General features: G+C 60.5%; 1 protein-coding gene. It reads right to left on the bottom strand.

The features are described from left to right. Nucleotides 1–119 precede the first annotated feature (119 nt). On the bottom strand, nt 120–588 hold a 469-nt coding region (locus tag JF66_RS24065), incomplete at its 5' end, for a hypothetical protein (RefSeq protein ID WP_035881037.1).

Below are 588 nucleotides of genomic sequence, written 5' to 3'. Positions count from 1 at the left end.
AGCGGTGAACGAGCCCCAGCCCTGTCTCGGCAATTTATCCCAACTTGTGTCGCTGGAGTGCCAACACACCCGTTCAGTTCGTCGACGCAGGCCGCGCCGCTGAAGCGCTGGTTCCCAAATCAGGCGGGACCGAGTGACGCGTCACTCGTTTCGGTCAGAAGAGATCGCAAGGCCACAAAAGCATCATCGTCAATCGGCCGCACGATCATGCTTCCGACGACGACGGGTGCGAACGTTACCCGCAGAATCGTCCCGGCATGCAGGAGAGCAACCTTATAAGCGCGAACTGTGAAGAATCTCGTCAGGCCGCGGGAGACCTCGACGCTTGTCACCTCGCTTCTGGCTAACCGAGCGGTCACGAACGGTGCTTTCAACGGGCCATCCCAGAACGTGATCGAATCGGCGTCGATCATGACCACGGCGTAGACCGTGCGTTTGCTCCACGGTGCGCCCCGCAGCTCGGGAGCCAGGGTTGCTACATCTGCTTGCAGACCCTCGGTTTTCAAGATAGCGAACGCCTGGCCGTGGTGGTTCTCTTCCAGCACTGTCAGCAGGCGCTGGGTCGATGTCGACGCGGCACGATACGCA

Origin of the sequence: Cryobacterium sp. MLB-32, from assembly GCF_000738085.1 — a bacterium.
In the GTDB taxonomy this organism is placed as follows: domain Bacteria; phylum Actinomycetota; class Actinomycetes; order Actinomycetales; family Microbacteriaceae; genus Cryobacterium.
The sequence above is the reverse complement of the archived record's forward strand: the minus strand, read 5'-3'. Positions and strand labels throughout refer to the sequence as shown.